This window comes from Paenibacillus sp. 203 (assembly GCF_037027525.1).
GTDB lineage: Bacteria > Bacillota > Bacilli > Paenibacillales > Paenibacillaceae > Paenibacillus > Paenibacillus polymyxa_B.
In genome coordinates, this window is sequence record NZ_JAXCHD010000050.1 from 1 (window position 1) to 456 (window position 456).

Annotated in this window: 1 protein-coding gene; it reads left to right on the plus strand. The window is 46.5% G+C overall.

Annotated features, from left to right (window positions below; genetic code table 11):
* Window positions 1-86: 86 nt before the first annotated feature.
* Window positions 87-456: hypothetical protein (locus WA407_RS26320; RefSeq protein ID WP_336078736.1), on the plus strand; the 370-nt coding region annotated here is incomplete at its 3' end.

A 456-nucleotide genomic window follows, 5' to 3' on the forward strand; every position in this document is an offset into this window, starting at 1 on the left:
TAATTGGACGGGACAATCACGAGGGCATCGATCCCAATAAGTCCACCAAGGCAGGACGACTACGCACCCTTAGCCAAACGTCCAATATGCCCACGGTACTGATTGAATCAGACCGTGATAATGCCGCCAGTGGTGGACGTAATAATCAATTCAATTGGGACGAGCTGAAGAATTTATACGATGGTGGGAGCATTGGTACACGGGGCATGAAAAACAACGGTAACGAAGTATATGAACCGCCGTTTCGTGGCACGATTATCATCAGCCAGAACTTACAAGTACAAGCATCCAAAGCCATCTTGTCACGGATTTGCCACCTATTTTTCAAGACCGAGACTCAAACCCGAGCATCCGAAGCCGCTGCCCGTCGTATCGAAAGCTACGAAATAGAACAAGTCAGTCACTTTCTCGATGACTTTTTAAAGCAAGAACGGCTGATTTTAGAAACCTTTTTTC